General features: G+C 39.9%; 12 protein-coding genes. All 12 read right to left on the bottom strand.

Features of this window, described 5'->3' with window-relative positions; translation table 11 throughout:
- Positions 1–1,517: DNA translocase FtsK (locus tag CK510_RS24095; protein WP_095724087.1), on the bottom strand; the 1,517-nt coding region annotated here is incomplete at its 3' end.
- A gap of 2 nt (positions 1,518–1,519) precedes the next feature.
- Complete coding sequence (locus CK510_RS24090) at positions 1,520–2,320, bottom strand: glycoside hydrolase family 24 protein (RefSeq protein WP_095724086.1); 801 nt, start codon at positions 2,318–2,320, stop codon at positions 1,520–1,522.
- Between the two features lies 1 nt (position 2,321).
- Entirely contained in the window at positions 2,322–2,795 is a 474-nt protein-coding gene (locus CK510_RS24085; protein WP_245912379.1) for a M23 family metallopeptidase, read from the bottom strand.
- Positions 2,771–2,962 carry a hypothetical protein gene (locus CK510_RS24080; RefSeq protein WP_095724084.1) on the bottom strand — a complete coding sequence of 64 codons (192 nt, stop codon included), beginning with the start codon at positions 2,960–2,962 and terminating at the stop codon, positions 2,771–2,773. The genes CK510_RS24085 and CK510_RS24080 overlap by 25 nt, the downstream gene beginning before the upstream one ends.
- Positions 2,963–2,973: 11 nt before the next feature.
- Entirely contained in the window at positions 2,974–3,804 is an 831-nt protein-coding gene (locus CK510_RS24075; RefSeq protein WP_095724083.1) for a phage terminase large subunit family protein, read from the bottom strand.
- On the bottom strand, positions 3,804–4,034 hold the full coding sequence (locus CK510_RS24070; protein WP_095724082.1) for a hypothetical protein: 231 nt from the start codon (positions 4,032–4,034) through the stop codon (positions 3,804–3,806). Before CK510_RS24070 ends, CK510_RS24075 begins: the two co-directional genes overlap by 1 nt.
- On the bottom strand, positions 4,018–4,281 hold the full coding sequence (locus CK510_RS24065) for a hypothetical protein (protein WP_095724089.1): 264 nt from the start codon (positions 4,279–4,281) through the stop codon (positions 4,018–4,020). Before CK510_RS24065 ends, CK510_RS24070 begins: the two co-directional genes overlap by 17 nt.
- Positions 4,282–4,289: 8 nt before the next feature.
- Positions 4,290–4,892, bottom strand: coding sequence for a hypothetical protein (locus tag CK510_RS24060; RefSeq protein ID WP_211293286.1), 603 nt, complete (start codon positions 4,890–4,892; stop codon positions 4,290–4,292).
- Positions 4,846–5,244, bottom strand: coding sequence for a hypothetical protein (locus CK510_RS24055; protein WP_095724081.1), 399 nt, complete (start codon positions 5,242–5,244; stop codon positions 4,846–4,848). Before CK510_RS24055 ends, CK510_RS24060 begins: the two co-directional genes overlap by 47 nt.
- 352 nt (positions 5,245–5,596) lie before the next feature.
- Positions 5,597–5,926 (bottom strand): hypothetical protein, encoded by a 330-nt coding sequence (locus CK510_RS24050; protein WP_095724080.1) that lies wholly within the window; start codon positions 5,924–5,926, stop codon positions 5,597–5,599.
- A 7-nt stretch (positions 5,927–5,933) separates the two neighbouring features.
- Positions 5,934–6,161, bottom strand: a complete 228-nt coding sequence (locus tag CK510_RS33645; RefSeq protein WP_245912370.1) for a hypothetical protein — start codon at positions 6,159–6,161, stop codon at positions 5,934–5,936.
- A 121-nt stretch (positions 6,162–6,282) separates the two neighbouring features.
- Positions 6,283–6,501: a hypothetical protein gene (locus CK510_RS24040; protein WP_095724079.1), complete on the bottom strand. Its 219-nt coding sequence runs from the start codon at positions 6,499–6,501 to the stop codon at positions 6,283–6,285.
- Positions 6,502–6,555 lie beyond the last annotated feature (54 nt).

Genomic DNA, 6,555 nt, shown 5'->3' with positions numbered 1-6,555 from the left:
AGAATAATCCCGCTATCTTCAGGACGAGATACCATAAAAGCAACCTTACCCGAACAGTTTGAGCGAATCAGGGGTTTGATTACATCCTTATCGGGACGTTGGGTAAATAGAAAAATATTGATTCCCGCAGCACCTGCTTTTGCTAACAATTTCATCAAAGCTGTTTCAATTTGGTCTTTATAGCTAGTATCAGAAAGCAAATCGAAGCACTCATCTGTCACCGAAATGATTCGTGGCATGGGGCGATCGCAAAACATTTGGTTGTACTCGTTAATATTTTCAACCCCTACTTTTTTAAACTCCTGATAGCGAAGTTCCTGTTCTGCAACCAAATAATTGAAAATTTGCAGGGTACTCATAGCATCCTCCGCAACTGGTGCGATGAGATGGGGAAGTCCGTTAAAGCAAGTTAAGGAAACCAATTTCACATCGCTGAGGGCAAGTTTGACGAAGCTAGGAGGATAGCGCAAGGCTAAATATAAAACCATTGCTTTTTCAAACTGACTCTTTCCACCACCAGTCATCCCTCCTCCCAAAGTATGGTAAACATTTGAGTCACACAGAGAGATTTCGACATATTTCCCATCGACATCCACACCACCGGGGATGACGATGCGGTTAATATCAAGCTCACTGGTTAAATCTACATAGTCTGCGAAATTTGCTATTTGTCGGTCAAGTCTTGGAATATCAAACACCACAGCACCCGGTATAACAGATATCATCGGAGGGTTATCAAATCCGATTTGTTCCCCCAATTGTTGAACCAAGTCGCTGCCAAGTCCTTGAACTTTTTTGAAGCTAACCCCTTTCCCCAGCCTGATTTTGATGCGTTTGAAGGTGGGACCAGTTTTCGTATCGAGGTAACTACAGGTAATGCCAAAATCATTCAGGGTTTCAACCAAAGTATTACCCACTTGGGAGTTGAAATTTTCTTGAACCAAAGCAGTATTTTGATTGGTATTTGCAATCACATTATTCTGTGCAATACCTTTCTCAAGGGATAAAGATGGAATTTCTCCATTTTTCTTAGCAACCAATTCTGCTGTTTTATAAACAAGTTGCTTCAGATAAATATTCTTGGTCGATTCAGCTATTGTAATTAAATCTTGGTAGGATTCACTGTTTTGATATTGCTTGTATAGTTCAATAATAAAAGCATCACGTTCGTATTTACTAATATATCGATTGGTTAAAATATACTCTAATGCCAACTTAGAAAAAGCTAAATCTTCTAAGTTTAATTTTGCCCAACAAACATCGATAATTTGTTCAGCAGAAGTGCCACTAATTACAGCCTGATAAATGAGTTCAAATAAATAATTATGGTCGTAATTCTTGGTGGGACGAATGATTTTACTGCCAAAGTCTGATTCTTGAAGAATATCAGCGACATACTGCTGTTGACCCAAATCAAAGACTTGTTCTGCTTCTCCGATAATATCTTGGTTTGATAAACCTTGGGATTTGAGAGCATGAACAGCATTGGTTATATCGGCATTGCTATAATCAGACATTATCAACCTCCAAGGGTTAACAATTGTTGTTGGTAATAATTGCTTAATTTCTGTATGCTCTTTGGGTTTTGATTGTAGGAATTGCAGGGAAATGAAGCCCAAATTTTACCTACTTTACATGCTGCTTTAGCAAAATTACCCGATTCAATATCTCTAATAGCATTATTCCTACGAATATATTCAACAGCCATCCTGTCCTGGGATTGGGGTGAAAAATCTGGTAATTTAAGCTTTGGCTGTAAATCCCACCAAGATTTATCAAGCATTTGGTAAGCACCAGCAGCAGTTGAACAGGTTTGTTTACCATTAATCGGGGCACATTGTTTAATTAATGGGTGTGTGGAGAAATCATTAAAAGTGCCATTGAACACCAATTTCCGATAACTCTCTCTTCCACTATTTCCAGTTTCAGCCCAGCGAATTGTTGCTAAAAAAGCTTGCATTTTTGGAGAATATTTAGAACTTGTCCCAATATTAATCTGATTATAATTAGTATTAAATCCGAAACTTTGATAACCCAATAACCAGTAAATTCCCAAACAAGAAACTGAAGCTAAAGATAAATGAATGGGTTGAATTTTACTAGCAACACGACGATAATCGACTCTAGAAGCTAATCCAAATATTCCACCAAGAATAAAACCCAATTTCCAACTACCAATTGACTTTCCAAAAGTGCTAACAAGGCATATTTTATCAGTATTGGGAGAAACTAAACTGCATGGAACAGAAGCAACTCCATAGCTCAAAGCAATCGAACCCGCAACACCAATTAATCCGGAAATAAAGACTCTTCCTAACATATTACCGACCTGCTAAATATTGCTGCAAGTAGGGACTAGGATTAATCGGTTTATCGTTAACTCGAATCTCAAAATGCAAATGTGGTGCAGTGGACATTCCCGTACTTCCTACTGCTGCAATGATTTGTCCCCGTACAACCTGCTGTCCTTCTCGTACATAAAGTTTGCTTGCGTGACCGTATAGTGTGGATTTTTCCCCTCCATGATTCACAATTACAGCGTTACCATACCCACCCCTTTTCCCTGCAAACTCAACTCTTCCTGGAGCCATAGCATAAATTGGACTACCCATCGCAGCACCAAAATCGATACCAGTATGGAATCTGCGTCCTCCAGTAATTGGATGTATCCTCCAACCAAATCCACTCGTTATGGGTGTACCTTTTGCTGTAGGGAAAGCTATTTGACTGTTGCTCAAGTCAGTCTTAATGCTTGTATTGCTTGCACCAATTAGGTTTTGGAGTGATTTGACCAAATATTGAGATTCAACCCACGAGGAGATTTGGGGGATGGCATCATCTCAATAGTTGTGCGAGTTGAATCCTCAAGAGTAGTGCGAATCGGAGTACGTTTGACTGCCGCAACAACGTTGAGCGAACACAAAGCGATACAAATTATGGCAGCAGCAAACTTAACATACATGATGCATTTCCTCAATCTTGGGAATTTTGCTTATTTTGTAGTTTTGGAGGTCGAACTGTTTCTTTCATCCCTTGTAAATACAGCTTTCGTTCTTGTTCTTGTTGCTTGATTTGTTCGCGAATTTCTCGGACACGAGCGAGTTGTTCAACTGGATCGGAATATCCACGGGTACGTAACAACTGCGCTTGAGCCAGAGAGTACGGTTCTTGAGCATTGCGAATTTGAATCAGCATTTGGTTCAAATCCACCGATGGTTGGGATTCCAGGTTTTGCGCGTAATCGATCGCCTCTAATTTCCCCAATACCATCACCGCAGCTGCACCTGTCGAAATCTTCTCTTCAACCTTCGTCCCGTCGGTTTTGCGATATCCCCAGTAAAAAGAGTCGTTCCCAGAAGCTGCTTCCAATAAGACATCCAGAGAATTGAACTTAACTATCTCTAGTGCAGGCATATAGTGCAGTCGATAAAACCCTGACTTATCATCGCTTTGCATCTTTGCAATTTCCCCCTTCAACTGCTGTCCCCACAATGCTGCTGCTAATTGTCGCCAACCTGTTAGTGTCGGTGTTCCTTCAGATGAATAACTTGCCAACTGATTGATGTTGTAATCGGTGCGAGATAATTTTTCTAGGTATACTTCTCGGAGTTGGGAAACTTGAGCTTTGGCTTTTTGCACTTCACTCGATTGGTTTGCTGGGATTTGTTGTTTCCAGCCCACCGTCAAAGCCACTATCCCAATCAGAGAAACCGCTCCAACCGTCGCGCAGGTCGTCAGTAAAGGTACATTGACCTTTTTTCGCAATGGCTGTTTGTTGTCCCGCAACGGTTTAGCACTAAACATTACCAAACCTCACCCGTGTTATCTACTACCAAATATAGATGGGGAGGTTTATTGAGTTCACAAGCGATCGCAATCCCCGCACCACCAACAATTATCCCAGTCAGCAGCAATAAAGGATGTAGGGCAAGAGTTGCACCAACTCCCATCAATTGACCAACCATCCCAGAAACGCCCAAATTCATTAGTAATCCACCTGCTGTATTCACCAAAAAATCAAATGCTGCGTTCATTCTCACCCCGTATCCAAATTACTAAAAGTGCCAAAATTAACCCAATTATTTCGCCTATCCCCACTCCAATCAAAATCGATTGAATACTGGTAATTTCCTGTTTATCTTGCGTTGGAGGAATTGCAATCCACGTTCCAACTACCGTACCTGCAACAACTGAAAGAAAATTTATACCCACCGCAAGAGTCGATGTTTTTCGCAAAGTCAGTAAACTTTCATCTCGAAACTGGTAGCAGATAGGTAGCATTTGAGCCACTACTTCTTCGGAGATTGCCCGGTTTTCGTCTGCGAGGACTTCAATTGCTTCAACTGCGAACCGCGAACCGCGAATTGCGAATTGTTTTCTCCCCAGTTGACTTTGGCGAAAAAATCGTTATCTATCCGCGAATTTATACGTTCTTGGGCTTGAGTATATTCGTCTGCGGTTAAATTACTCCCAGTTCCGTTAAAGACAAATTCTTCCAAAGCGAGTGTCGAACTTTCCAGCACCACCTTATGACGCAGTTCCCCTAGCTGAGTACCGCGATGGGTGTCTTGGTAAAGCATTCCCACAAAACTATCTGCTGCTGCGGTTTCTGGATCGACTCCAAAGCGTTGTTTGATGTACTCGCGTTTGTTAAAACTGCGATCGCACTGCGACTCGGAATGGGTATCGCGCATCTCAATTAAATGTTGTGCAGCTTCCTCCAAGGAAATACCTTCACGGTTTGCAACTTCTTTGAGTTGGACAAGTTGCTGTTCAACTGTCTCATCAACAGTATCGTTTACTTTGACAGATAAACTCAAAGACTGACAGATATTGCGAACCACTTCAGGCGATACTTGTAACTGTTGTGCTAGCTGATTTATATGCTTCATGACATTCAATCCTTTTGATTACTACTTGGACAATTTCGTTTGCTTGCTCTTCATCAGAAATATGTTTGGTCAAAAAGTCATACAGGGTCATATTATTGACTTTTTGTAAATAACAATCCAAACCACCCGCAGGAATTACTTGCTGCAAATATTCCTTAAATGTTAACCGCCGAATTTTGACAGCCACGTAAAAAATATCAGCTATTTCAACAGTCGAGCCATCAAAATATCCACCCCGCTTTTTGGGTTTGATTATTCCTGCAAAGGGATACCAGCGCTGTAATGCAGCAATTGAAATTCCATATCTTTGGGCAAGTTTTTTTTGCGTGTAGATAACATTTTCACATATCATTTATCTCAATTCCGACTGAGTACAATCATCAATTACAAGGAGGAAAAACTCAAGTTTCACTGGATGACTTGTGAATTAATTTTTAATGCACAATCTCTGTCGATTTTCTTCATCTCTAGCTCAACTTTAGTTGAGTGAACTTTTTATTTGATTCAACAATTGCCACGTTATATATTACTTATAGGTATTGCAACTATACTTTCAGATAAAATTCGCCAAATGACAAAGATTTTCTGACTGGCAAGAGGTAGTTTAATTGCAACACTACGAGCAAAAGAAAAAATATTCGCAAATAAAAATCCCTACTAAAAAGTAGGGAAAAAATAATAAACAATAATTATGATTTTTGTTTTTACAGTGAACTTGTAAACTCACCTAACGAGTTGAGAATTTGTTCGCGGTGGAAATCAGCGCAACTTCTTGATGTTTCAGCAATTAAAGTGTAAATGGCAGGAGTCGGTTTTTTAGTTGCCACTAAATATCCTAATGTCTTGATGTAGCTATCAGCAGGATAGCAAGCAGATAATTTTTTAACTTCTTCTGATTCTCCTTGTGAGTAAAAAGCAAGCGCTGACTTCTGCTGCTCATTTAGCGGTTCCCCCAATAAACCAAGAATTTTCTGATTATATTTTGCAATTTGTTCTGGAGTTGGTGATTTCGTTGGTGATTGTGCAACTGTCATAAATTATTTATATCCAGGTTTCAAAATTTTCTGCTTCTACTTGAGGAGCGTAGAGCTTGTCCCAATTGCGGTCTAAATGTTCCTTTACAATCCGCGAAACAAACCCAATCGCACCATCGCGATCATAATAAACTACTATTTTTAATAGTACCTGGAATAAGCAGCGAGAAATTATTCGCCTCTTAGTAAAGCGAGTTAATTTAGATAAAGGACAGGTAAATGTGGTTTTTCCCATAGAGGGAGTTTCTTGGGAAAAAAGTCTAAATCAGAAAGTTTGCTCTCTTGTAAAAAGTAAACAACTACATAAAGAGATTAACCACATATCTCAAGGAGTAATAAATATCCTCCATCAGTACTTAAACCTCCTTGTCGCTTGGCTTTGACGTAAACGCTGCAACGTCGATTCCTTCACCTTCCAGCCACTCGCTGATTAGATTTTCTAGAGTTTCTGACTGTGTTAGCTCCCTTGCAGTACAAGTAGTCTTAAACGCAATTGCTAGGTTTTTCGGTATATATCCTGAAACCTGTGCGTAGTCACCTTTCCCTCGTTTACCCCTTTCGTTTTTGCCGTGCATTTAATCATGAACATTAGTTCTTTGATTAAATAGTGCCACGACAATAATAAAAAA

This window comes from Brunnivagina elsteri CCALA 953 (assembly GCF_002289455.1).
GTDB lineage: Bacteria > Cyanobacteriota > Cyanobacteriia > Cyanobacteriales > Nostocaceae > Brunnivagina > Brunnivagina elsteri.
The sequence above is the reverse complement of the archived record's forward strand: the minus strand, read 5'-3'. Positions and strand labels throughout refer to the sequence as shown.